The 24,537-nt window shown below is 71.8% G+C and carries 16 protein-coding genes; 10 read left to right on the forward strand and 6 right to left on the reverse strand.

The window, feature by feature from the left end; genetic code table 11:
- The first annotated feature begins 133 nt into the window (after positions 1 to 133).
- Positions 134 to 2,968 carry a BTAD domain-containing putative transcriptional regulator gene (locus ACGFIR_RS21610; protein ID WP_393146742.1) on the forward strand — a complete coding sequence of 945 codons (2,835 nt, stop codon included), beginning with the start codon at positions 134 to 136 and terminating at the stop codon, positions 2,966 to 2,968.
- On the opposite strand, the gene ACGFIR_RS21615 is transcribed toward ACGFIR_RS21610, so the two are convergent.
- Both ACGFIR_RS21615 and ACGFIR_RS21620 read right to left on the reverse strand, forming a co-directional pair.
- On the reverse strand, positions 2,965 to 3,510 hold the full coding sequence (locus ACGFIR_RS21615) for a LuxR C-terminal-related transcriptional regulator (protein WP_393001679.1): 546 nt from the start codon (positions 3,508 to 3,510) through the stop codon (positions 2,965 to 2,967). The two genes, ACGFIR_RS21610 and ACGFIR_RS21615, sit on opposite strands and share 4 nt — an antisense overlap.
- A gap of 146 nt (positions 3,511 to 3,656) precedes the next feature.
- Positions 3,657 to 4,415, reverse strand: a complete 759-nt coding sequence (locus ACGFIR_RS21620) for a hypothetical protein (RefSeq protein WP_393001681.1) — start codon at positions 4,413 to 4,415, stop codon at positions 3,657 to 3,659.
- 195 nt (positions 4,416 to 4,610) lie between these two features.
- Between ACGFIR_RS21620 and ACGFIR_RS21625 the strand changes: the two genes are divergently transcribed.
- Genes ACGFIR_RS21625 through ACGFIR_RS21660 form a run of 8 tightly spaced genes read left to right on the forward strand, consistent with a single transcriptional unit; the run spans position 4,611 to position 15,210 of the window.
- Positions 4,611 to 4,907 (forward strand): WXG100 family type VII secretion target, encoded by a 297-nt coding sequence (locus ACGFIR_RS21625; protein WP_393001683.1) that lies wholly within the window; start codon positions 4,611 to 4,613, stop codon positions 4,905 to 4,907.
- A gap of 19 nt (positions 4,908 to 4,926) precedes the next feature.
- Complete coding sequence (locus tag ACGFIR_RS21630; RefSeq protein WP_393146744.1) at positions 4,927 to 9,309, forward strand: FtsK/SpoIIIE domain-containing protein; 4,383 nt, start codon at positions 4,927 to 4,929, stop codon at positions 9,307 to 9,309.
- 4 nt (positions 9,310 to 9,313) lie between these two features.
- Positions 9,314 to 9,598, forward strand: a complete 285-nt coding sequence (locus tag ACGFIR_RS21635; protein WP_393001687.1) for a hypothetical protein — start codon at positions 9,314 to 9,316, stop codon at positions 9,596 to 9,598.
- Positions 9,595 to 10,824, forward strand: a complete 1,230-nt coding sequence (locus ACGFIR_RS21640; RefSeq protein ID WP_393001689.1) for a hypothetical protein — start codon at positions 9,595 to 9,597, stop codon at positions 10,822 to 10,824. Before ACGFIR_RS21635 ends, ACGFIR_RS21640 begins: the two co-directional genes overlap by 4 nt.
- Entirely contained in the window at positions 10,814 to 11,491 is a 678-nt protein-coding gene (locus tag ACGFIR_RS21645; RefSeq protein WP_393146746.1) for a hypothetical protein, read from the forward strand. Before ACGFIR_RS21640 ends, ACGFIR_RS21645 begins: the two co-directional genes overlap by 11 nt.
- Positions 11,488 to 12,132 carry a hypothetical protein gene (locus ACGFIR_RS21650; RefSeq protein WP_393146748.1) on the forward strand — a complete coding sequence of 215 codons (645 nt, stop codon included), beginning with the start codon at positions 11,488 to 11,490 and terminating at the stop codon, positions 12,130 to 12,132. The genes ACGFIR_RS21645 and ACGFIR_RS21650 overlap by 4 nt, the downstream gene beginning before the upstream one ends.
- Entirely contained in the window at positions 12,132 to 13,766 is a 1,635-nt protein-coding gene (locus ACGFIR_RS21655; RefSeq protein WP_393146750.1) for an RICIN domain-containing protein, read from the forward strand. Before ACGFIR_RS21650 ends, ACGFIR_RS21655 begins: the two co-directional genes overlap by 1 nt.
- A 16-nt stretch (positions 13,767 to 13,782) precedes the next feature.
- Complete coding sequence (locus tag ACGFIR_RS21660) at positions 13,783 to 15,210, forward strand: S8 family serine peptidase (protein ID WP_393146752.1); 1,428 nt, start codon at positions 13,783 to 13,785, stop codon at positions 15,208 to 15,210.
- A gap of 70 nt (positions 15,211 to 15,280) precedes the next feature.
- Here the strand turns inward: ACGFIR_RS21660 and ACGFIR_RS21665 are convergent, their stop codons facing one another.
- From ACGFIR_RS21665 to ACGFIR_RS21680, 4 genes are all read right to left on the reverse strand, one after another.
- Entirely contained in the window at positions 15,281 to 16,693 is a 1,413-nt protein-coding gene (locus ACGFIR_RS21665) for a glycoside hydrolase family 43 protein (RefSeq protein ID WP_393146754.1), read from the reverse strand.
- A 43-nt stretch (positions 16,694 to 16,736) separates the two neighbouring features.
- The gene (locus tag ACGFIR_RS21670) at positions 16,737 to 18,383 is read right to left on the reverse strand and encodes a glycoside hydrolase family 27 protein (protein WP_393146756.1); all 1,647 of its coding nucleotides are present in this window, start codon (positions 18,381 to 18,383) and stop codon (positions 16,737 to 16,739) included.
- 119 nt (positions 18,384 to 18,502) lie between these two features.
- On the reverse strand, positions 18,503 to 19,795 hold the full coding sequence (locus ACGFIR_RS21675) for a PHB depolymerase family esterase (protein WP_393146758.1): 1,293 nt from the start codon (positions 19,793 to 19,795) through the stop codon (positions 18,503 to 18,505).
- A 94-nt stretch (positions 19,796 to 19,889) separates the two neighbouring features.
- Entirely contained in the window at positions 19,890 to 21,590 is a 1,701-nt protein-coding gene (locus ACGFIR_RS21680; protein WP_393001705.1) for a cellulose binding domain-containing protein, read from the reverse strand.
- Positions 21,591 to 22,395: 805 nt separating this feature from the next.
- On the opposite strand from ACGFIR_RS21680, the gene ACGFIR_RS21685 reads away from it, so the two are divergent.
- Entirely contained in the window at positions 22,396 to 24,480 is a 2,085-nt protein-coding gene (locus tag ACGFIR_RS21685) for an RICIN domain-containing protein (protein WP_393001707.1), read from the forward strand.
- Positions 24,481 to 24,537 lie beyond the last annotated feature (57 nt).

Here is a 24,537-nt window from a genome sequence, read left to right on the forward strand (position 1 = left end):
CGCCGATGACCCGCTATCGTTACGGCCGTCCGGTTCGTCCGGCGCCGACGCGGAGTCCGGGTCGGGACCGCCGACCGCGAGGAGTTACCTGTTGGCCGCGACGACGACGGCGGGCCCGTACGGAAAGGGCCGCGTGAGTGACGGCAGGTTGAGGGTTCAGGGCATCGGACCGCTCCGCGCCCACGTCGACGGCGAAGAGATCGAACTCGGCCCGCCCAAGCAGCGCGCCGCCTTCGCCGTGTTGGCCCTCTGCGCGGGGAAGACCGTTTCCCGGGGCGAACTCGTCGATCGGGTCTGGGGCGAGTCGGCTCCCGCCACGGCAGCCGGAAGCCTGCACACGTACGTCTCCGGGCTGCGCCGGGCGCTCGGGCCGACGAAGGACGTGTTGGCCAGCGACCGTACCGGCTACTGCCTGCGGCTCGACCGGGACAGTTTCGACGCCGCCCACGCCCACGATCTGGCCGAGCGGGCGCGGGCGGCCCGTGACACCCCGGGTGCCCTGCACGCGTACGAGAAAGCCCTGGCGGTGTGGAACGCCGGGACCCTCCTCGCGGGGGTGCCGGGACCGTTCGTCGCGCGGGCCCGCGACCGCTTCGCCGAGCTGCGGCTGCAACTCCTGGTCGAGCACGCCGAGATCGCCGGTTTCGACGCGCTCCCCGACATGGTGGGCCGGCTGCTCGCCGAGGTACCCGCCCATCCCTTCGACGAGCGGCTCCGCGGCGTCCTCATGAGAGCGCTCCACCGCAGCGGGCGCACCGCCGAGGCCCTGGCCCAGTACGAGAACCTGCGCCGCGCGCTGGCCGCCGACCTGGGCATCAGCCCGTCGCCGGCCATCCAGGACGTCTACGCCAAGATCCTGACCGACGACCGACGAACCGAAGAGCGCCGTGCCGAAGAGCGTCGGGCCGACGAGCGCAGGGCAAACGAGCGCCGGGCCGACGAGCGCCGGACCGAGGAGCTGGTGCGGCCCGCCCAGCTGCCGCCGGACAACGACGCCTTCGTGGGGCGGACCGCCGAGCTGCTCACCGTGTTGCAGAGCTCCACCGGGGGCGGCGGGCCACGGCGGCGGATCGTCATGATCGTGGGCGTCGGGGGCATCGGGAAGACCGCGCTGGCGGTACGCGGCGGGCACATGCTGCGCGACGGCTACCCGGACGGGCAGATCTACATCAACCTCCGTGGGTTCGACCCGTCGCACGCCGCCCTGACGCCCGACGACGCCCTGCACCAGTTGCTCGCCTCCGTCGGCGTCCGGCACATCCCGAGCGGGCGCGAGGAGCGCGTCGCGCTGTGGCGCAGCCTGCTGGCCGACAAGCGCATGCTGCTGGTCCTCGACAACGCCAAGTCCGCCGACCAGGTCGAGGACCTGCTGCCCGGCGCCGGCACCTGCTTCGTCATCGTGACCAGCCGCAACCGTCTCTCGGGGCTGGCCGTCCGGCACGCCGCGCGCCGGATCCCGCTCGGGGCCCTGAGCGACCAGGAGTCGTTGAGCCTGCTCTGCACGGCGATCGGGGAGGACCGCGTACGCGCCGAACCGGAACCCGCCCGCCGGCTCATGGCGCTCTGCGACCGGTCGCCGTTCGCCCTCCAGATCGCGGCCGAGCAGGTCGTGTCGACGGCGGGCGCGCGCATCGGGGACCTCGTGGGTCAGCTCGAGAACGTCCAGCACCGGCTGGACGGGCTGCAACTGGCCGACGACCCGCTCTGCTCCGTACGCGCCGTGCTGTCCTGGTCGTTCGCCGCGCTCGGCGAGGACGCGGCCTGGGCGTTCCGGCTCCTCGGCGTGTTCCCCGGCACGAGCGTGACCCGGCACACGGCGGCGGCCCTGTTCGGCCTCCCGGTGGGGTCCGCCGAGGTCCTGCTCGGCAGGCTCGGCGCGCTTTGCCTGCTGGAACAGGAGGGCGACCGGTTCACCATGCACGACCTCACCCGCGTGTACGCCGCCGAACTCTCCGGCGGGCTGACGCCGGGCGAGCGGCGCGACGCCCTGGCGCGGGTCCTGGCCTGGTACCGCGTCACGCTGTCGACGTGGGGCGGCAGCGGCAGCTCCCGCCGCGACGTGCCCGTCGAGCCGCCGCGCAGCGACGTCCCGCCGATCCGGTTCGAGGGCCAGCAGGACCGCCTGCGGTGGTGCGAGGCGGAACGGACGAACGTCGTCGCGCTCGTCCGGGCCGCGCACCCCGACGGGGAGCATGATTCGGCCTGGCACCTGACGTGCCTGATGTTCGACTACTTCTACGTGGCGGGCCAGCCGCTGGAGTGGCTGGACCTGCTGCGCGTGGCGATGCGTTCCGCCGAGGCGGCCGGCAACCACGTCGCCCGCGCGATCCTGTTCAACCATTGCAGCGTCGCGTACTCGCGGCTCGGGCAGAACGAGGTCGCGGTGCGGCAGCTGCACCGTGGGCTGGAGCTCCTCGACGACCCGGCCGACTGGAAGCACCGGATCAGCCTGCTCGGCAACCTGGCGTCGACGCTGCGCGAGGCGAAGGAGTACGACGCCGCGCGTGGCCCGGCCCGCGAGGCGTTGACGCTCGCGTACCGGGAGGGGATCGACTACTACGTGGCGGCGACGCACGACGTCCTCTGCGAGCTGAACGCCGAGACCGGGCGGTGGGAGGAGGCGATGCGGGACGGGCTGCCGGGCCTGGAGTACGCCCGCCGGTCCCACAACCACATCATCGAGGCCAACCTGCTGATCAACATCGGGCTGGCGCAGCACGGCCTCGGGCAGCAGGCCGCGGCCGAGGAGTCGTTCGGCGAGGCGCTGCGGATCAGCCAGGACGTCGGGGACCTCTACCACGAGGGACTCGCCCTGTTCGGGTTGGCGCGGGCGAGCGCTCCGGGCGGGGTCCCGGACGACGGCGTACGCGCGGCCGACCTCGCCCGCCGGGCCCTCGCGCGGCTGGAACAGTTGGACGCCGAGGAGGCGGCCGAGGTGCGCGCCTTCCTGGCGGGCCTGGAGATCTAGCCGGACGCCCGCTCGCGCTGCCAGATCAGCACCGCCTCGATCCGGGTGCGGGCGCCGAGCTTGGTGAAGATGCGGTTCACGTGGTTCTTCACGGTCTTCTGCTGGATCCGCAGCGACGCGGCGATGTCGGCGTTGCGCATCCCCCTGCTGATCGAGTCCATCACCTCGGCCTCGCGTGGCGACAGCGGCGGGTGCCCGTGCGCCCGCGACGGTGCGGCGACCGGGCCGCGTCCGCAGCCGGGCGCGGGGGCCGGTCGGCGGTCGCGCGGTACCAGCGCCAGGCGGTAGCGGGCCGTGGCCGGGCCCTGGTGCCGGGTGCGCTTTCCGGCCAGCCCGTTCAGGGCGTCGGCGAGCGCACCCGTCGCCGGCGGGGCGCCGCCGCCCGGGGTGACGACCACGTCGACCGAGGGCAGGCCGTCGATCTCCACGTTCAGGCCCTTACGGGCGAACTCGCGGCGGATGTGGGCGAGGATCTCCGGGCTGGAGATCGCGATGCGTACCCGGCCACCGGCCGCCCCCGGCTTCCCGGGAATCGTGATCATGACGCTCAGTCTGGTGCAGCCCGCTTCACGATCGCTTCACGATCGCTTCACGTCCGCTCCACACGGCTGCTCCAGACGCCCCGGCGCTGCCCGAACATTCCGGCGGCGGGCGACCGGCGGCAGGCGACCGGCGGCGCGCGGCAGGGTTACGGGCGCAGCCGCACCGGGTCGGCCAGGATGCCCGTGTCGACGGTTCCGTCCATGCCGATGGTGAACCGCCAGGTCGCGTCCTCGGCGCCGACGGCCACCACGGACCAGCGTCGTACCGGCTCGGCCAGCAGTCGTTCGACCTGGTAGGCGTCGCGGCCCGCGGGCGGGCCGGCGAACAGCAGGACCCCGCCCTCCGGCGCGTCCAGCACGGGCACCGCCTCGACCAGCCGCGACACGTCCAGCCCGGCGAAGTCGGGCTCGGGCTCGAAGCCGACCCGGACGACCCGGATGCCGGTCGACCACGGCCCGGTGGTGAGCCGCCGCGACCACGACCGGACGAGGCTGTGGGCCAGCGCGAGGTCGCCGCCGACACCGACGATCCCGTCCGCCCGCGCGAGGTTGAGCAGCAGCCGCCCGCCCTCGGTCACGCCGAGCGACACGAGCAGCGGGAGCGGGTCCGGCAGCCGGTCGTCCACCGCCGCGTGCGCCAACCACCGCAGGGAGGCCTGCCACGTACGGCCGTGGTCCCCGGCCGTCCACCCGGGCGGCGGGGCCTCGTCGGGGGTGGTCAACCGCAGTACGACGGCCTCCGGGCCCAGGAGCACGGCGCCGACCGCGGGGACGGGGCGCTGCCGCTCGGCGCACCCGGTGGCGAGGACGCGTACCGCCCGGTCGACCGTCCAGGCGCCGGCCCGCTCGTGGGCGGCCGGCTCGGGCGAGCGGCGGTCACCGGGGGAACGTCCCAGCCAGGTCATCGTCCACTCCTCGTTCTCGGGCCCTGGAATCGTCGGTGGCGCGCCGGCGGCTGTCAACGAGGGCGCTGGGCCCAGGGACCCAGGACGGGGACTCCGCTCTGGACTGTGACCGCGCCTGGTTCCTACGTTGGTCCGCGTTGCCGAGCGCGGGCCGGGCGGGCAGCTCGTGCTCGCACCATTCGAAGGGACGACCCCATGGCGAACCTCAACATCACCTACACGGAGATGTCGGACAGCGCGACCCGGATGCGCAACAACAAGAACGAGATCGACTCCCGGCTGACCGAGTGCAAGTCGATCGTGGACAACCTGACCGCCTCAGGCTTCGTCACCGACCAGGCGTCCGGCAGGTTCGACGAGGTGCACACCGAGTTCGTCAACGCCGCCGGCCAGGTCATGGACACCCTCGACCAGCTCTCCGAGTGGCTCGACAAGGCCGTCCAGGCGCTGCGCGACATGGACACCCAGCTCGCCGGCTCGCTGAACAAGTAATCAGGGGTACGCCGTGCGCATGCTGATCACCCTGGCGTCCCCGCAGGCGTGGTCGGCCGACGTGGTCGTGGACGCCGACCCCGCCACCCCGGTGCGGGACATCGTCAAGAACCTGCTGGACAACCTCGACCCGTCGTACCGCCCGCACGGTCCCGTCCCCGACGCCGGGCTGGTCCACCTCGACGACCGGCTGCTCGATCCCGACCTGCCGCTGTCCGCCAGCGGTGTGCACGACGGTTCGGTGCTGTGGCTCGGCGGGCCGGGCCCGGCTCCGTACACCACCGGCGGCCTGGTGACGATCCGGGCCGTCGTCGGTGTCGGCGCCGGGCGGGTCTGGTCGCTCGGCCCGGGCGAGCACCGCGTCGGCTCGTCGGCGACCTGCGCCGTACGCCTGGGCGACGACGTGGCGCCGGTGGCGGCCGTCGTCCGGGTCACCTTCGACGCCGAGGTGCACGTCCGGGGCCTCGCCGACGACCTGCTGCTGGACCGCGAGGCGCTGCCCGGCGAGGAGGTCACCTGGCGGGAGACGGCACAGCTCGCCGCCGGCGGTACGATCCTGGAGGCGCACCCGGTGCGCTGCCCCGACGCGGTCGTCGAGCCGTCGCCGGAGAGCGAGTACCTCGACTACAACCGCCCGCCGCGGCTGCTTCCGCCGATCCGGCCGGACAAGTTCCGCATCCCCGCCGCGCCGAAGGCGCCGCACACCAACGCCCTGCCCTGGCTGGCGGCCGCGGTGCCGGCGGTGTTCGGCGGCGTCATGGCGCTCGTGCTGCGCAACCCGATGTACCTGATGTTCGCGGCGATGTCGCCGCTGATGGTCGTCGCCAACTGGTACTCCTCCCGGCGGCAGGGCAGCCGCAGCCACCGCAGCCAGCTGGCCGAGCACGAGGAACGGGTCGCCGCGATCGAGGCCGAGATCAGCGAGACGCTGGTGCTGGAGCGCTACGACCGCCGCGTCAGCGCCCCGGACCCGGCCGAGTTGCTGATCGTCGCGACGGGCCCGCGGGCCCGGCTCTGGGAGCGCCGCCGTACCGATCCCGACCATCTCGTGGTCCGGGTCGGCACCGCCGACCTGCCCAGCGCGATCAGCGTCGAGGCGGAGGGCGTCGGCCGCCGGGTGGAGACCCGGCTGCTGTACGACGTTCCGGTCGCCTTCTCCATCGTGCAGGCCGGCGTCGTCGGCATCGCCGGCCGCGACGAGTGGCCGCGTCGCCTGGCCCGCTGGCTGACCGGGCAGCTCGCCGTCATGCAGAGCCCCCGTGACGTGCAGCTCTACGTGCTCACCGACCCGGCGGGCGGCACGCTGTGGGAGTGGGCCGCCTGGCTGCCGCACACCCGGCCGTCCCTCGGGCAGCAGACCCTCACCCTGCTCGGCACGGACGCCGAGACGAGCGCCCGCCGCATCGCCGAGCTGATCGAGCTGATCGAGGCCCGGCGGCAGGCCCGCCTGAACGCCGGCTCCCACGCCGTGACGAACGACCCCGACGTGGTCGTCGTCCTGGACGGCGCCCGGCGGCTGCGCGCGTTGCCCGGCGTCGTCTCCATCCTGCTCGCCGGCCCGGCCGTCGGCGTCTACTTCATCTGCGTCGACACCGACGAGCGCACCCTGCCGGAGGAGTGCACGACAGTGGTCGTCGGCGGGGACGGGCTGCCCACCACGCTGCGCCAGCAACGGGCCGCGCAGATCGACGGCATCCGGGTCGACGAGGTGATCGACGACTGGTTCGCCACCACGGGCCGCCGGCTCGCGCCGGTGCGCGACGTGAGCGACAGCCACGGCGAGGCCGCGCTGCCGCCCGCCGCGCGCCTGCTCGAGGTGCTGAACCTCCAGGACCCGTCGGTGGCCGCGATCAGCGCCCGGTGGACCACCTCGCCGCGCAGCACCCGCGCGGTGGTCGGCTACACCCTGGACGGCCCGTTCGCGCTCGACCTCGTCCACCACGGACCGCACGGCCTCGTCGCCGGCACCACCGGCTCCGGCAAGTCGGAGTTCCTCCAGACGGTGGTGGCCTCGCTCGCCGTCGCGAACCGCCCCGACGCCATGAACTTCGTGCTCGTCGACTACAAGGGCGGCGCCGCGTTCAAGGACTGCGTCGACCTGCCACACACCGTCGGCATGGTGACCGACCTCGACACCCACCTGGTCGAGCGCGCCCTCACCTCGCTCGCCGCGGAGCTGACCCACCGCGAGCACCTGCTCGCCGCGGTCGGCGCCAAGGACCTGGAGGACTACCTCGACTACGCCACCCGCCGGCCGGTGCCGGAGCCGATCCCGCGCCTGCTCATCGTCATCGACGAGTTCGCCTCGATGGCGCGGGAGCTGCCCGACTTCGTGACCGGCCTGGTCAACGTGGCCCAGCGGGGCCGCTCGCTGGGCATCCACCTGATCCTGGCCACCCAGCGCCCGTCCGGCGTGGTGTCCGCGGAGATCCGGGCCAACACCAACCTGCGGGTCGCGCTGCGGGTGACCGACGCGGGGGAGAGCGCCGACGTCATCGACGCCCGCGAGGCGGCGAGCATCTCCGCCGCGCACCCCGGCCGCGCCTACGCACGGCTCGGTCACAGCTCGCTCATCCCGTTCCAGACCGGCCGGGTCGGTGGCCGCCGTCCGCAGCAGGACCCGGCCCACGCCGTGGCCGCGCCGTTCCTGCATCCCGTGGGCTGGCTCGACCTGGGCCGTCCGGTGCCGCAGCGCCCGCGCGCCGCGGCCGAGACCGACGAGGCCACCGACCTGTCGGTGCTGGTGGCGGCGATCCGGCAGACGAGCGACATGCTGGGTGTGCCGGCGCAGCGGCGCCCCTGGCTGCCGCCGCTGCCGACCGCGCCGGTCGTGGAGCTGCCCACCGAGCCGCTGCGCGACGGGCGGGGGGAGCCGTCGTTCGCCTGGGCCGTGCAGGACCTGCCGCGCACCCAGCAGCAGGTGCCGCTGACCATCGACCTGTCCACGTTCGGCCACCTGCACATCGTCGGCGCCCCCCGGTCGGGCCGGTCACAGGCGCTGCGCACGATCGCCACCGCGGCGGCCGCCGCGACGAGCGTGGCGGACCTGCACCTGTACGGGCTGGACTGCGGCAACGGCGCGCTGCTGCCGATCACCCGGTTCCCGCACTGCGGGGCGGTCGTGCAGCGGGCGGACACCGAGCGCGCCAGCCGCCTGCTGCACCGCCTGCACGCGGAGGTGCTGCGCCGCCAGCGCGTACTGGGCGAGGGCGGGTTCGCCGACCTGACCGAACAGCGCGCGGCCAGCCCCGCCGACAAGCGCCTGCCGCACATCCTCCTGCTGCTCGACCGCTGGGAGGGGTTCATGGGCACCCTCAGCGAACACGACGGCGGGGCGCTGACCGACCTCGTGCACACCCTGATGCGGGAGGGCGCCAGCGCCGGCGTACACCTGGTCGTGGCCGGTGACCACATGCTGCTCAGCGGCCGGATCAGCTCCCTGTGCGAGGACAAGCTGGTGTTGCGACTCTCGGACCGCACCGACGCCACCCTGGCCGGGCTGAACCCCCGCAAGATCCCGGAGAGCATGCCGCCGGGGCGCGGCTACCGCGCGGTCAGCGCGATCGAGGTGCAGGTCGCCCTGGTGGCCGCCGACCCGGCGGGCCCGGCCCAGGTCGCCGCGATGCACGCGCTCGCCGCGACGCTGACCGAGCGCGAGGCGGCGGTGCCGAAGGCGCAGCGTCCCGCCCGGATCGCGGTGCTGCCCAGCAGGTTGACGCTCGACCAGGCGTGGGAGTTCGTCGGCACGCCGGCTCCGATGTGGGCGCTGCTGGGCGTCGGCGGCGACGAACTGGAGCCGGTGGGCGCCGACCTGCTCGGCGATCAGCCGACCTTCCTGATCGCCGGTCCATCCCGGTCCGGGCGCAGCACCGCGCTCGCCGTGATGGCGGAGTCGCTGCTGCGCTACGGCACCGAGCTGGTCATCGGCGCCCCGATGCGGTCGCCGCTGCGGGACCTCGACGGCCGCTCCGGCGTCCGGGGGGTCCTCACCGGCGACAGCCCGGCCGAGGAGGAGTTCGCCGCCCTCGTCGACCCCGGCGACGGCCCCGTCGCCCTGCTGGTCGACGACGCCGAGGTGTGGCGGGACGTGCCCGCCCGGGACTGGCTGCGCCAGCTGGTACGCCGCGCCGCCGGGAGCCGGCGGGCGGTCGTCATCGCCGGTGACGTCGCGTCGGTGGCCATGGGCTTCTCCGGCTGGCAGGTCGAGGTCAAGAAGAACCGGCGCGGCGCGCTGCTGTCCCCGCCGACGCTCAGCGCGGGCGACCTGGTCGGGGTCCGCCTGGGCCGGGCCGCGCTGGCCGACCGGGTGGTGCCCGGCGTCGCCCGGGTGCACCTGGGCGACGGCGAACTCCAGACCGTCCAGATACCTCTGCTCGAGGCGGAACCCGAGAGGGAACGGTGATGTGATGGCCGACATCGTGGTGAAGGACCTGGCGGGTCTGGTCCGGGACCTGAACGAACTGATCAGCCAGTTCGAGGGGGCGCTGGACTTCCAGAACGACTACAAGGGCCAGTGGGGGCAGCACAACGCCAACCTGTCGATGGGCGACTTCGCCCACAACTGGGTCCACCGCCGGGACAAGATGGTCAAGGCGATGAAGGAGTTCCGCGGGAAGATCGAGGCGGCCGAGGAGAACTGGGCCGACGCGGAGCGCCAGTTGGCCGAGTCCCTCAGGAAGAAGCAGCCGTGAGCGACGGGCGGCTGAAGACCCTCAGCCGGGCCGACACCGAGGAGATCCACGCGGCCCAGAAGCGGTACGCGCACATCGCCACCACCATCGACGACGCGATCGCCAAGCTCGCCAAGATCGTCGACGCGGGCAGCGACGGGCTGCGGGGCAAGTACGTCGAGCCGCTCAAGGAGGACGCCGAGAAGATCAAGGACAAGCTCGCCAAGGCGGCCGTGCGGTACGAGGACGTCGCCACCGAGATCGGCAGGTACGAGCCCGAACTCGAACGCGCCAAGACCGAGGTCGCCGCCGCCCAGCGCGACGAGGGCGAGGCGGAGCACGCCGAGTCCCGGGCGAAGGCCATGCCGGACCCGCAGGAGGGCCCCGACGGCACGATCGGGCCGGAGGAGCAGCAGAAGGGCGCCGACAAGCAGCGCGCCAAGGACGAGGCGGCGGCGCAGCTGACCGCCGCGAAGAACCGGCTGACGGGCGCGCTGGACGCCCTCGACGTGGCCGGCAAGCGCTTCGGCGACGCGGTCAACTGCAACCGGTACGACGACGGCCTGACCGACTCCACGAGCGACAAGATCAAGGCCGTCTTCAGCATCATCAGCAAGGTCTTCGGGATCCTCGGCATGATCCTGACCGCGTTCGCCCTCCTGCTGCCCGGGGTGAACCTGCTCGTGATCGCCGGCATAGCCGCCGGCGCCGTCGCGCTGATAGCGGACAGCGTGCTGCTGGCGTACGGGGAGGGGACCGCGCTCGACGTCGCCTTCGGGGCGTTCGCGCTCTTCCTCGGCGGCGTCGGCCTCGCCCTCGCCAAGTTCGGCAAGCAGATCGGGAACGTCACGAAGCTGCTGGGGTCGTTCAAGTTCAAGCCGGGCGTCTGGGGACCGGGCGGCCCGATCCCGCTGCCCAACTGGGGGCAGATCATCACCTCGGCCCCCCGACCAGGGTTCTTCAGCCTGGACTGGGCCAACCTCAAGGGCGCCGGGTCGGTCTGGGCGAACCTCTTCAGGACCGGCAACTTCCGCCAGTTCGTCTTCGACTTCAAGTCCAAGCTCCTGGGCATCAGCGGCTTCAAGGACCTCGTCGGCCTCTTCACCGGGGGCGCGAAGCTCAAGCCGGTGTGGTTGATCTGGGCCGGGTCGAACATCTTCTTCAGCATCGGCGCCGGCCTGGCCTTCGCGGGTGGCCGCCAGACCGAGGTGATCGACGACGTCGGAGGCCAGGACGATGACGAGTGAGCCCGACGTCGAGGTGTCGTGGTTCTGGGACTGGGTGCCGGCCGCCGGGCGCGACGACACGCAGCGGCAGCGGTGGACCGGGTACGTGGCGGGCCTCGTCGACGCCTGGGCGGGCGAGAAGGTCGCCGCCGCGCGCGCCGACTGGCCCGCCGACGCCCCGGAGGAGTTCCCCTTCACGGCCGGCGAACTGGGCGAGGCGGTGGCGCACGACCTGCTGGCGCGCGCCGACGCCCTGGCCGGCAACTCCCGCCTGCTCTGGGGCGCGGCGTTCACCGGCGAGAAGGTGCGCTGGATGCCCCTGCTCGTCGTCGCCGAGTTCCTGCGGGCCCGCGCCGACGACCCGGCCTACCTGTTGGCCGAGGTCGGCGCCGAAGGGCTCGACGGGGACGTCCGGGAGCCGACGGTGGACTACGTGAGCACCGAGCGCGGTGACGGCGTCCGGGTGTTCGCGCTGGCCGGCTCCGAGGAGGAGGGGGCGTACGGCCGCCTCGACGCGGCGCTGCGCCTGGAGGCGGACGTCGACGTGGACGTCCTGCTCCGGACCCGGGTCTTCGGCCTGGAGCAGATGGCGGCGATCGGCCACGGGATCGAGGCGCTGATGCACATGATCGCCGGACAGAGTGCCGAGCTGCGGTTCGACCTCTCGGCCGGGCGGGCACTCTCGTGATCGATTTTCAGCTCGCCGTGCCCGACGGTTGGGTGCACATCCCCACCACTCCCGAGACGGCCCGGCTCCGGACCCGGATCATCGACGAGATCATCCGGCACCACCTGCCCGACTCGCTGCCCCGGGACAAGGCGGGCCCGTGGCGGCGGATGCTGCGCCGGGAACTCACCGAGGCGACCGACGAGGCCGGCCGGCAGGGTGCGCGGGCGGTCGTGATGCCGCTGGCGGAGTTCAACGGCGTACGCCTGCCCGGCACGCTGGTGCTGACCGTCATCGAGGACCCGGACGACCCGCAGGACCCGAAGGCGCTGCTGGACTCGATCGTCGCCGACGCCGGTGCCGAGGGGATGCTCCTGGATGTCGGCGGCTGCCCGGCCGCCCGGGTCCGCACGGTCATCGAGAGCGACCGCATCGGGCGTACGGCACCGTCCGTGCGGGTCAACTACTACGTGGCAGCCCCCGACGCCCCCGGGGTCTGGGGACTGCTGAGCTTCACCGTGCTGACCGACGGCGACGTCGAGGACGAGCTGGTGCAGGCGATCGTCCTGCTGTTCGACGCGGTGGTCGGCACCCTGCGCTGGGCCGACCGCGTCGACGTACCCACCGAGGACGAGGTGCTCGCACGGGTGTTCACCGACTGATGGAAGGAAAGCGGTACCAGATGTTCGGGATGCCGAAGTTGCGTCGCCCGGTGGTCCTGGGCATCGCCCTGGCCCTGGTCGTCCTGCTCGGGGCCGGCGCGTTCGCGGCGCGGCAGGTGGCCAACGCGGCCGAGCCGCTGGAGGGCAACCGGGTCGCCGCGTCGGACGTGCGGATCCTCGTACGCGCGGCGTCCTCCTGCCCGGCGCTCACCCCGGCCCGGCTGGCCGGTCAGGTCATGGTCGCCTCCAACTTCCGCGACGAGCCGGTGGCCGAGATGCGCAAGGGCGGTGCGACCGGGGTCGCGGCGCTGACCCCCGAGCAGTGGCAGAGGTACGCGCCGTGGACCGGTGCCGACCCGTCCGACCGCGAGGCCGGCATCACGGCCCTCGCGCACGGCATGTGCCAGCTGGTCGGCCAGTCCCGGGCGCTGAAGATCGACGAGGACCCCTGGCGGGTCGCGCTGGCGGCGCACCGGCTCGGCATGGACCAGGTGATCGCGGCCGGCGCCGTCCCGTCCGGGGCGCGCGACTACGTGGACGCCGTCGACCGGTACGCCAGCTGGTACGCCCTGCAACCCGCCTTCGGCGGCGTTCCGGCGGCCCCGGCCAGCACGGGCCCGGCCGTCGGCGGCGCGGTGGTCCCGGTGCCCGAGCCGTACGTGGCCGCCGTCACCGCCGCCGGGAAGGTCTGCCCCGAGATGCCGCCGGACCGGATCGCGGCGCAGATCATGGCGACGTCCGGCTTCGACCCCGACAAGCTCGGTCCCGCCGGCGAACAGGGCATCGCGCAGTTCCTGCCCCGGGTCTGGACGACCACCGGGAAGTCGGCCGCGAAGCGTACGCCGTGGGACCCGTCGGTCGCGATCCCCGCGCTCGGCCGCACGATGTGCAAGCTGGTCGAGAAGTCCGGCGGCCAGTACCCGGCAGCCCTGGCCGCCTTCACCGGTGACCGCGAGCGCGCCACCCCGCTCGCCGAGATCGTGGCGAAGACGCAGGCGGAGTACGCCAAGGACACGCGCCTCCAGGCGCCCAGGGCCCTCCCCGTCGACAAGCCGGCGGCGTCCGCCACCCCGACCCCGGACCCGGCCGCCGGCACCAAGGCCCCGCAGGGCGACCAGCCGCCGGTCAAGGCGGTCGCGGGCGACGGGCCGGGCAACAGCTACGGGCCGTACTTCATCTACAACCTCCGTTACAAGGTCTGCGTCGACGTGCCGAACTTCGGTCCGGGCCGGTCCGAGGGCCCGGTGGGCCAGTTCGAGTGCGCCAGGAACCGGGACGACAACCAGCAGTGGACGTTCGAGCCGCGCGGCGTCGACAGCTCCGGTGGCTACCAGCTGTACTGGATCCGCAACATCGACGACCGGCTCTGCATCGATCTCCCCGGCAGCGGGAAGGTCGAGGCCAACACCGCCGTGCAGCAGTACGAGTGCCGCGACCACGACAACCAGTACTTCCGGCTGGAGCCGAAGCGCGACTCCGGCGGGTTGCAGTACTACTGGCTGCGTGCCACGAAGTCCGGCATGTGCCTCGACATCCCCAGCCAGGGCAACGCGGACCCCAAGGCGCCGCTGACGCTCTTTCCGTGCAGCTCCGGCGACGACCACGAGTGGGCGCTCGTCAAGAAGTTCGACTGATGAGGTGCCGAGGACGATGATGCTCCGTCGAGCCGTACTGACGGCCACGCTGGTGGCCGCCGTGACCGGCGTGGTCACGGTCCCCGCCGGGGCGGCCCCGCCGCCGGGCGCCGCCGCCAACCAGTTCTATTACACCGTGACCTCCTCCTACCAGGGCGCGCCCGAGAACCTCTGGGAGATCTCGGCCCGCTTCCTCGGCGACGCCGGCCGGGCGGGGGAGATCCTCGACCTCAACGCGGGCCGCGTCCAGCCGGACGGCGGTCGCCTCTCGGACCCGAGTCGCCTGCGGGCCGGCTGGCACCTGGTCCTGCCGTGGGACGCGGTGGGCACCGGGCTGCGCCACGGCCCGCTCCCGACGGCCGACGGGAAGTCCTCGGCCTGCCCCCGCGAGGAAGCCGTCGCGGCCACGGCCGCGTGGGGCCAGACCCTGCTGGCGCCGAACCGGGCCTGGCCCGAGGCGGACGGCTCGGGCGTCAGGGTCGCGGTGATCGGCTCCGGCGTGGACGGCTCGGCCCCCGAACTGGCCGGCCGGGTCTCCACGGGCACCGACGTCGCCGCCGGCACCGGCCGCGCCGACACCGGCTGCGAGGGCGCCGGCACCGCCCTGGCGGGAATCGTCGCCGGCGACGACGGCGCCGACGGCAGGAACTTCGGCGTGGCCCCGGCGGCCCGCATCGTGCCGATCAGGGCGGGGACCGGGGCCCGCACCGCGGCGACCGCCGTCGACGTCGCCACCGGGTCCGGCGCCCAGGTCGTCCTGATCGACGCCGGCGTCGACGCCACCGACCCCGCGATCCGCGCCGCCGTCAGCGACGCGATCGGGCGCAACGTCGTGGTGGTGGTGCCGGCGACGGCCGGCGTCGCCCCGATGGACGGCCTGCTGCGGGTCGGTGCCCTCGGAGCCGACCGGCAACCGGCCGGGAACCAGCCCGACGACGCGGTCGACCTGCTGGCGCCCGGCGTCGACGTGGCGAGCATCGGTCGCACCGGCACCGGCGCCGAGTACGCGGCCGCTTTCGTGGCCGGCACCGTCGCCCTGGTCCGCTCGGCCCACCCCACGCTGCACGCCGCCGACGTGACCAGGCAGGTGCGGGACACCGCCGCCCAGCGCCTGGTCGACCCGGTCGCCGCCGTCACGACACCGCTGCCCGGCGGAGTGGGCGTGAACGCCGAGGTCGAGACGCCGTCCAGCGGCCTGGGGACGCTGAGCCGGGTGCTGACCTGGGTCGCGGTCGGCCTGGCCGTCGTGGTGCTCCTGGCGTACCTGCTGCCGCCTCCGGTCCGCGCGCTGGGCGCAGCCGTGGCCCGCCGCCGGGCTCGGCGGCAGGCGTTGGCGGCCCGGGCCCGGATCACCGACGACGACGGCGACGACCCGTTCTGGGACCGTCCGGCCGGTCAGCCGGCCCACGACCGGGCGAGCGGGGTCGGCGGCGCGACGCGGTGACGTCGCGACCCGTCCGCCGTGGCGTCGCCACCCGGCGCGCAACCCCGTGGCGTCCGGCCCGGCTCGGTGATCATCCGTGCGACGGCACCGCGCCGCCACCGCCGAACTGCCACCAGTTCACGTTGAACAGGTAGCCGCTGCCGCCGGTGAAGCGCAGGTAGAGGTCGCGCGTACCGGTGGCCCCGCCCACCGCGCAGGTGGTGCTCGTCCAGTTCTGCCAGCCTCCGGTGCCGCCCACGGTGCAGGTGCCGACGATCGGGCCGTTCGTACCGTCCAGTCGCAGTTCGATCCGACCGCCACCGGTGTTGGAGGCGACCCGTGCGGTGAAGGACGTGGCACCGGACCCGAAGGCGACGCCCCTCACCTTGATGTGGTCGCCGTTCTCGATGTATCCGACGTTCACGCCGCCCTCGCTGGACGGCTCGGTCTCGATGCCGGAGCCCCAGGCGATGGTCTCGGCTTCCTGCCGGACGTACGGGTTGAGCGTGCCGACCTGGGGAGGGCCGGCAGTGGTCATGTTGATCGTGGGAAGGGTGCCGTCGGAGTTGTAGGTGAACCGCTCCACGGCGACGGAGCGGGTGTAGCCGCCACCGCCGGGCAGCGCGCCGTTGTGGTAGAAGAAGTACGACCCGCCGTTGAAGTCGATGACACCGGGGTGGTTGGTGAAGCTGCTGCCCTGCCTGGGCATGACGGTCCCGCGGTACGTCCACGGTCCCGTGGGACCGGGCGCGGTCGAGTAGGCGATGAATTCGGAGCAGCACTGGGCCGCGAACACGTTGTAGTAGAGGCCGTTGCGCTTGTAGACCCAGGGGCCTTCCTCATAGAGGGTCGGGCGGCTGGGGTTGCCGGTGCGGGTGCCGAAACCGGCGGTCGTGAGTGGGATCTGCGTCGGGCCGCCGGAGAACGAGATCATGTCGGGGTTGAGCCGGACGTACCACAGGTTCGGGTTGCCCCAGTACAGATACGCCTGCCCGTTGTCGTCGATGAGGGCGTGCGGGTCGATCTCGCCGTTGCCGACCAGTGGACGACCGAGCGCGTCCCGGAACGGACCGGTCGGGCTCTCCGCCACGCCGACTCCGATGACCATCTGCCCGTTCGAGCGCTGGCGCACCGGCACGTACCAGTAGAACTTCCCGTTGCGGGGTACGACGTGGCCGGCCCACGCGTTCGCGTCCGCCCAGGCGAAGGTCGCGAGGCTCATGGGTACGCCGTGATCGGTCCAGTTGACCATGTCGGCGGACGAGTACACCCGCCACTCCCGCATCGTGAAGTACGTCGACCCGTCCTCGTCGTGTCCGGTGTAGACGTAGACCCGGCCGTTGTGCACGATCGGTGCCGGATCGGCGGTGTAGATGTTCTGGACGATCGGGTTGTCGGCCTGTGCGGTGCCCGGCAGCAGGGCGACCGCGCAGGCGAGGCTCGCGATGGCGGCGATCGAGCGGCGGAGCCCTTTGCGGGCCCGTGGCGCAACTTCCAGTTTCACGACGTGCTCCCCAGGATTGTCCAGCGGTGGTCGACGGTCGCGGTCACACCCGGCTCCACCGCTGGTTGGTGTTGCCGTGGCAGGACCAGAGGATGACCGCCGTGCCGTTGGCCGTGCCGCCGTTGTTGACGTCGAGACAGAGCGACGGGAAGCGGACGTTGCTGACGGTGCCGTTGCCGTTCGACGTCCATTGCTGGTTGGTGCCGCCGTTGCAGTCCCAGATCTGCACCCGGGTGCCGTTGGTGGCGTTCGTCGGGACGTCCAGGCACTTGCCGAGGATCCGCAGCGTCTGGCCGTTCTGACTGATCTGCTGGTTGGGGTTGCCGTGGCAGTCCCAGATCAGGGTTCCGGTGCCGTTGGCCGTCTGGGAGTTGTCCAGGTCGAGGCACCGACCGGCTGACTCGCTGCGGAGCCGGAACGTGGTGGGGGGCGGGGGGTTGGTGGTGCCGCCGCCGCTGACCCGGTACACCACGGTGCCGTGCGCCGGAACGCTCGCAGAGATGCCTCCGGCCGTCGTCGAGGTGCCGTTCGTCCACGCGTCGAGGAGGGTGAACGAGTTGCCGGTCTTGCCGATCGCCGCCGCGGTCGTGGAGATCGTCGTGGTCGTGCCGCCCTGGTTGAGCAGCGCGACCGCGACATCTCCGTTGGCCAGCCGCTTGGCCAGGACACGCCGGGTGCCGTCGTGGGTGACCTGGACGGCCTGGAGGCCGAGCGGGTCCTGGTTGACGGCGACCAGGTTCTGGTTCTTGAGGATGGCCATCGTGGCCGAACTGGGCGAACGCAGGTCGTTGCCCATCATGAGCGGCGCCGACATGATCGACCAGAGCGCGAAGTGGCTGCGCATCTCGGTGTCGGTCATGCCGCCGTTGCCGACCTCCAGCATGTCCGGGTCGTTGAAACCGCCCGGTGCGGCGTAGCCGGCCAGCGGCACGTTGACGTCGACGATGTTCTGGATGCCCATCGGGTAGCCGTTGCTCTGGCCGGTGTTCCACGCGTTGGTGATGTCCTCGGTGGTCCGCCAGAGGTTTGCCACGTCGCTCCAGTCGCGCTGCGGCCCGGTCTTCTCGTGGATGCTGTTCGGGTTGATGCTGTAGACGATCGGCCGGCCGGTGGCCGCCAGGGCGTCGCGCATGATGCCGAACCTGGCGACCTGGTCGTTGATGGTGCCGGTGGGGGAGCACCAGTCGTACTTCAGGTAGTCCACGCCCCAGGCGGCGAACTGTCGGGCGTCCTGGTACTCGTGGCCGAGGCTGCCGGTGGAGCCGGGAAAGGCGTCGAAGTACTGGGCGCAGGTCTGGTCGAGCGGCGCCTGGTAGATGCCGAACAGCAGACCGCGTGCGTGCAGGTAGTCGCCGAGGGCCTTCATCCCGCTCGGAAAGCGCTGCGGGTGGGCTTGCAGGTTGCCCTGGGCGTCCCGGTCCGGGTTGAACCAGCAGTCGTCGACGACGACGTACCTGTACCCGAGGTCGCGCAGCCCGTTGGCGACGATCGCGTCGGCCGTCTGGCGGATGAGTGTCTCGTTGATGTTGCAGCCGAAGGTGTTCCAGGTGTTCCAGCCCATCGGCGGTGTGCGGGCGACGCCGTTGTCCAGCGCCTGCGCCGGTCGTGGTGTGACCACACCGCCGCCGACGGCGGCCGCGACCGCCACGGCGCCCAGGACGGCGGCCAGCCATCTCCTTGGTCCGGACATGTGTTCTCCTTGTGGGAATGGGTCGGGGGCGCCGGTCGGTGGCGACCGGCCGGAACGGCGGGGCCGCCGGCGGGACGAGCGTCGTGACCGCCGGGCGTGCCCTCGTCACGGCCGGCCGGTCAGGGGCTGGCGCACGTGAGGGTCGGGGCTGCGCCCGACCCACTGGCGAGGAAGCCGAAGACGGTGGAGCCGTTGGCGCCGACCGCGCCGTTCCAGGAGACGTTCCTGACGGCGTAGTTCGATCCGGCGCCGGAGAGCGTGCCGTTCCACAGTTGGGTCACGGCGGTGCCACCGGGGAAGCCCATGCCGACGGTCCAGCCGTTGAGGGCCGTGGTCCCGGCGTGGACGGTGACCTCGCCCTGGAAGCCGCCCGGCCAGGAGCCGACCTGCCGGTAGCTTGCCGAGCAGGCGCCGCTGGGCGGCGGGCTCGTCGGCGGCGCGGTGGTGGCCGGGGGCGAGGTGGTCGGCGGCGGTCCGGTGATGCCGAAGAACGCGATCGCGGCCGCGGCCATACCGCCCGAGGGAAGGCTGTGGCCGGCCCCCTGGATGCTGTACGCCTCGACCGCGACTCCGGAGGCGCTGGCGTAGCGACGGCGGTTCCAGCCGGGCTGTGGGGTGTCCGTGGACGTCGGCGTCTGGCTGAGGCCGAACACGTCGGTCCACTGCTCGATCGACTCCTGCAGCAACTGGTACGGCACGAGGGTGTCGTTGGTGCCGTGCCACAGTTGCACCCGGGGTCGGACGCCGCTGTAGCCGGGATAGGCCTGCCGCACCGCGTCGCCCCACTGCTGCGGGGTGCGGTCCATGCTTCCGCCGGTGCACCTGCTGGCTCCTGGCGGGTAGTCGGCCGCGTTGGCGAAGCAGTTGAAGGGCACGCCCATGAAGGCGGCGCCGGCCTTGAACACGTCCGGGTAGAGGGCGAGCATGTGGTTGGTCATCATGCCGCCGGACGAGCTGCCGGTGGCGTAGACCCGGTTCGGGTCACCGCCGTACTGCCGCTGGGCGTAGGTCACCATCGAGATGATCGAGACCGGATCACTGCCGCCGCCGCGCTGCTTGGCCGCCTCCGACCAGGTGTCGAAGCAGTTTCCGAAGCCGGCCTGCTGGGTCGCGCTCGGATAGATGACGATGAAGCCGTGCCGGTCGGCCACCGAGGCGAACTCGCTGCTCGAATGGAAGGCCGGGCCGGAGCCGCCGCAGCCGTGCATGGCGACCACGATCGCCGGATCGGCCGGGCGTACGTCGGGCACGTAGATGTGCATCAGCATGCCGCCCGGGTTGTCGCCGAAGTTGGTGACCTGGGTCAACGAGGCTGCCGACGCCGGTCGGGTGAGGGCGGGTGCCGCCAGTGCCAGACCGGCCGCCATGAGGGCGGTGGCGAGGCCGGCGGTGAGCCGTCGATAGAGTTTCACGCGCTGTACTCCCTTCGTGATTCGTGCACTGGGGCGCCGCCGCCGGGTCCTGCGGAGGGACGGCGCCCGACGCGACGGGCGCGGTGCGGCACCTTCAGAGGGTGAGCACGACCGTGGAGATGCTGCGTGCGGCGACGTCGACTCTGACCTGTCCTCCGTTCACGCTGGTCGGTCGACCGGCCGCATTGGCATTCTGCGAGGTGAGGTAGTGCTCCGCCCTCGTCACGTTCTGCGGTGCCTGGATCACGGCACCGTCGACCGCGCTCGCCGAGCGGTTGAGGATCACCAGCGTGATCTTGCCGTCGCCCTGGTACGCGGTGACCTCCAGCGGTGCGGCCTTGGAGCTCTTGGTCAGGGCGACCCGCTGGTAGCCGGGGCGGACGTACTTGGCGTACTGCGAGAACGCGTACCCGCGCTTGAGCGGAGCACCGGCGGTCGTGCCGTAGGCGGACTCTCCGTCGCCGATGAAGGAGTAGTACCGCTTGCCGTACCACCAGATGTAGGCACTCCAGTTCGCCTCCATCGACTTGTGCACCGTGCGCATGATGTCGTCGAGCGTCTCGTTCCAGACCGCCTGGTTGCCCGGATCACCCCAGATGTTGGAGCCACTGCCGTCGGCCTCGTGGTGGTTCCACTCGGTCATCCACACCGGCTTGTTGTGCTGGCTGGCCAGGGCGTACGGCTTCAGTCGACCGGAGTCCTCGGTGCCGTACAGGTGCCCGCCGATGTAGCCGATGTTGTTCCGGGCGGTCGTGTCGTTGAGCGTCGGGTCGGTGTAGTCGTAGTTCAGGTTCACCGCCTCGGCGACCATCAGCCTGGTGTTCTGCACCTTCGTGCCCTGGTCGCGAACGAAGTTCCGCAGCTCGGTGCCGCTCCAGTCCATCGAGTCGTAGTTCGGGTGCCAGTCCGGCTCGTTCTGCACCGAGGTGACATCGACCGTCACCCCCTGGCCACGCATGTACTGGACATAGCCGTTCAGGTGGTTCGCGTAGTCGTCGTAGTAGTCGGTCTTCAACTTGCCGCCGTTGGTCCGACTGTTGTTGGTCTTCCACGCTGCCGGCGCTGTCCACGGCGATCCGAGGATCTTCACACCCGACCCGTACGACTTCGCCGTCTTCAGGGCGTTCACCTGTGTCGGCCACTCACCGGAGACCGGCGAGATACCGGTACGCACGATCGACAGGCCCAGCTGGTTGGCGCCCATCCCGACCAGGGTCTGCGTCTCGGCTGCCGACCAGGTGCCACCCCAGATCGGGGTGGCGGCCCCGAACCCGTCGATCGTCTGGTATCTGGTCGTGCCGTTGACGGTGATGTCCGCCGGCCCGCTGGGGGGAGGCGTGGTGGACGGTGGCGTGGTCGGCGGGGTGGTCGGAGCCGTGCCGCCGGTGCAGGCCACCCCGTTCAGGGCGAAGTCGGTGGGATCGGGGTTGCTGCCGGCCCACGAGCCGTTGAAGCCGAACGAGGTGGTGCCGTTCGTCGGGATGGCGCCGTTGTGGCTGACGTTCCTGGCGGTGACCGCGGTACCGCTCTGGGTGAGAGCCGTGTTCCAGGCCTGCGTGACGGTCTGGCCGGCACTGTAGCTCCAGGTCAGCGTCCAACTGGTGAGTGGATCACCGAGATTGGTGATGACGACGTTGGCGCCGAAGCCGCCCGGCCATTGCGACGAGATCGTGTGGTCCACCGAGCAGCCGGCGGAGGCGGCCCCGGCAGGCAGTGCCCCGGCGACCGCGGTCGAGGCGAGCACGACAGCGCCAGCCGACACCAGGGCGGCACTGGTCACCCTGCGTTTCTTCACGAGACTCTCCTACGTGGAAGGTGAAGTTCGATGCCGTCTCCCTCAGCCGGGGAAACGGCCCAGCGTGAACTACCGCCGACGGCATCGGACGGCGGGCACGGTTGCGACGTCCGCATGCCCGGCGCACGGCGTATTCGACGGTGACGACGCAGGCTCGCCCGGTAAGCCCCGAGTGCCGTCCCTGGCCATCGACTGTGAGCGATAACATGTCGTTCGTCAAGTCGCGGTGGTCCGCTCATTCGCCGGGTGGTGAGCCTCCGCCTGGACGGTCCGCCGGTGGCGGTCCGGGCGGCGTGGCTGTCCGTGCGCCCGGGTCGGTGGGTGCCCGGCGTCCCTAGGTGCCGTGGGCGACACTGGCGGTGCGTGGGCGGCCCGGACGGCTTTCTTGGCCGGTGAGGGCTCGGCCGCTCGCCTCACGTGGGCGATGTTCGTCGGCAAGGTCATCGATGTTTGCGCCCCGTCCCGGCTTGCCAACGAAACTGTTTCGTTCAATACTCGAAACGCTTGTGGAGTCAGGTGGGACGAGGAATACGGGCAGTCCTCGGTTCGGCTCCTGCGGATCGGGTTCAGGGAACTCGGGGTCACGGGTCGTTTGTGTGGGCATCAAGCGGCCTCGAATGTTAGCGCTAACAATCTTGCGACGACCACTCCCGGGAGAGCTGGTCCAGGCTGCGCCCCTGTCCCACGGGTGCGCCGTCTCGTCGTCGAACACGACGCGCGGTGGATCGGAATCGCCGGACGTCTGGTGGCTGAGACGACCGCGTGGCCGGCCGGCTCCGCTTCCGGCCGAGTCCTAAGGAGGATCATGGTTTTCGTCGGTGGTTCGGCCGGGGCTGCGTCAAGGCGCCCCCAGTGGTTGTCCCGGGTTGCCGCCGCCGTGGTGGCGGTGCTGGTGGGAGGCGCCCTCTTCGCGGTGTCCCCGACGCCGGCTTCGGCGGCGACGGTGGACACCAATGCGTGGTACGTGTTGGTGAACCGCAACAGTGGCAAGGTGCTGGACCTGTACAACGGGGCCACGAACGACGGGGCGCGGATCACGCAGTGGTCGCGCAACAACGGCAACGGGCAGCAGTGGCAGTTCGTCGACTCCGGCGGCGGGTACTACCGGTTGAAGTCCCGGCACTCGGGCAAGGTGCTCGACGTGTACAACTTCTCCACGGCCAACGGCGCGAGCATCGTGCAGTGGAGCGACGGCAACGGGACGAACCAGCAGTTCCGGCTGGCGGACTCAGCCGACGGGTACGTGCGGTTGATCAACCGGAACTCGAACAAGGTGGTCGAGGTGCAGAACGCCTCCACCGCTGACGGCGGCAACATCGTGCAGTACGACGACTTCAACGGCAGCCATCAGCAGTGGCAGTTGGTCCGCGTCGGCGACGGTGGCAACCCCGGCGGCACCTTCACCAACCCGGTCGTCTGGCAGGACTTCGCCGACGTCGACATCATCCGGGTCGGCGACGTCTACTACATGTCGGCCTCCACCATGCACTACTCGCCCGGTGCCCCCGTGCTGCGGTCGTGGGACCTGGTGAACTGGGAGTTCGCCGGGCACTCGGTGCCCCGGCTGGACTTCGGCACGAAGTACGACATGGCCAACGGCAGCCACGGATACGTCGACGGCATCTGGGCGTCCACGCTGAACTACCGGCCGAGCAACCGGACCTTCTACTGGGCCGGCTGCATCGACTTCGCCCAGACGCACATCTACACCGCCTCCGCCGTCGACGGTGCGTGGAGCCGGCACACCACGATCCCCAACTGCTACTACGACGCCGGGATGCTGATCGACGACAACGACACCATGTACGTCGCGTACGGCAACGGCACGATCAGCGTGGCCCAGTTGTCGGCCGACGGGCGCACCCAGGTGCGGGCCCAGCAGGTGTACCAGACGCCGTCGAACATCGGCACGCTGGAGGGGGCGCGCTTCTACAAGCGCAACGGCGCGTACTACATCTGGCTCACCCGCCCGGCCAACGGCCAGTACGTGCTGAAGTCGACCAACGGCCCGTTCGGCCCGTACGAGCAGCGACAGGTGCTGCTCAACATGCCGGGCCCGATCGCCGGCGGTGGGGTGCCGCACCAGGGCGGGCTGGTGCAGACCCAGAACGGCGCCTGGTACTACATGGCGTTCACCGACGCGTACCCCGGCGGCCGGATGCCGACGCTGGCCCCGATCACCTGGACCAGCGACGGTTGGCCCCAGGTGCAGACGGTCAACGGTTCCTGGGGCGTCAACTACCCGAACCCGCTGCCGTTGCGTCCCGTCAAACCACTGACCGGGACCGACACCTTCCCCGGCACCACCCTCGGCGTCCAGTACGAGTGGAACCACAACCCGGACAACAGCCGGTGGTCGGTGAACGACGGGCTGCGCCTGCAGACCGCGTCGGTGACCAACGACCTCTACCGGGCGCGCAACACCTTGACCCACCGGATCCAGGGTCCGACCTCGACGGGCACCATCGAACTCGACTACTCCACGATGCGTGACGGCGACCGGGCCGGGTTGGCGATGCTGCGTGACACCTCGGCGTGGATCGGCATCAAGCGGGACAACGGGGCTGCCCGCGTGGTCATGACCAACGGCCTGACCATGGGTACCGACAACTGGAACACCACCGGCACCGGAACCGAGATCGCCAGCGCCCCGGTCTCCGGCGGGCGGATCTGGTTGCGGGCCAACGCCGACGTCCGGCCCGGCTCGGGCCGCCAGGCGCGGTTCTCGTACAGCACCGACGGGGTCACCTTCGTCCCGCTGGGCAACGCGCTGACCCTCAACAACGCATGGCAGTTCTTCATGGGATACCGGTTCGGCATCTTCAACTACGCCACCCAGTCGTCGGGCGGCGCGGTGACGGTGCGCCGGTTCGCCCTGACGACGCCGTGACGGCGCCCCCGCGCGGAGCCGGGGTGCGGGAGCGGGAGCAGCCGCAGCCCCGGCTCC

This window comes from Micromonospora sp. NPDC049051, assembly GCF_043197575.1.
Lineage (GTDB): Bacteria > Actinomycetota > Actinomycetes > Mycobacteriales > Micromonosporaceae > Micromonospora.

Excerpts from the sequence above, each read along its gene's own strand:
- ACGFIR_RS21645 (WP_393146746.1), top strand. The coding sequence starts at position 10,814 with ATGACGAGTGAGCCCGACGTCGAGGTGTCGTGGTTCTGGGACTGGGTG.
- ACGFIR_RS21655 (WP_393146750.1), top strand. The coding sequence starts at position 12,132 with ATGGAAGGAAAGCGGTACCAGATGTTCGGGATGCCGAAGTTGCGTCGC.
- ACGFIR_RS21625 (WP_393001683.1), top strand. The coding sequence starts at position 4,611 with ATGGCGAACCTCAACATCACCTACACGGAGATGTCGGACAGCGCGACC.
- ACGFIR_RS21685 (WP_393001707.1), top strand. The coding sequence starts at position 22,396 with ATGGTTTTCGTCGGTGGTTCGGCCGGGGCTGCGTCAAGGCGCCCCCAG.
- ACGFIR_RS21670 (WP_393146756.1), bottom strand. The coding sequence starts at position 18,383 with ATGTCCGGACCAAGGAGATGGCTGGCCGCCGTCCTGGGCGCCGTGGCG.
- ACGFIR_RS21615 (WP_393001679.1), bottom strand. The coding sequence starts at position 3,510 with ATGATCACGATTCCCGGGAAGCCGGGGGCGGCCGGTGGCCGGGTACGC.
- ACGFIR_RS21630 (WP_393146744.1), top strand. The coding sequence starts at position 4,927 with ATGCTGATCACCCTGGCGTCCCCGCAGGCGTGGTCGGCCGACGTGGTC.
- ACGFIR_RS21620 (WP_393001681.1), bottom strand. The coding sequence starts at position 4,415 with ATGACCTGGCTGGGACGTTCCCCCGGTGACCGCCGCTCGCCCGAGCCG.
- ACGFIR_RS21660 (WP_393146752.1), top strand. The coding sequence starts at position 13,783 with ATGATGCTCCGTCGAGCCGTACTGACGGCCACGCTGGTGGCCGCCGTG.
- ACGFIR_RS21635 (WP_393001687.1), top strand. The coding sequence starts at position 9,314 with ATGGCCGACATCGTGGTGAAGGACCTGGCGGGTCTGGTCCGGGACCTG.